The following is a 358-nucleotide window of genomic DNA, read 5'->3' on the forward strand; positions in this document are numbered from 1 at the left end:
GTTCGGACCGTCCGGGTTGCGCGCCGCCGCGCTGCCCCGCTCCTCCGCCTTGGGCGGTTCCGCCACGCCGGCGCGGTAGGCCACGAACCCACCGCCCAGCAGCAGCGCCATCAATGCCGTCATCGATACCGCGAACGTTCTCATGGGGCGAGCCTATCACACGTGTCACGGGGCGTTTGTCGCGCTCCCCGCGCGCTTTGTTTCAGTCCCCCTTCATGGCGCGTCCACCCGCCGGGGCGTATCGTGAGGACCGTGCGTCTCGCCTCCCTCACCCCCTCCAACACCGAGATCGTCTCCGCGCTCGGCCTCGCCGGGCAGCTCGTCGCGGTGGACAGCCACAGCGACGACCCCGCCGCCG

Source organism: Deinococcus pimensis DSM 21231, assembly GCF_000519345.1.
Taxonomy (GTDB): domain Bacteria; phylum Deinococcota; class Deinococci; order Deinococcales; family Deinococcaceae; genus Deinococcus_A; species Deinococcus_A pimensis.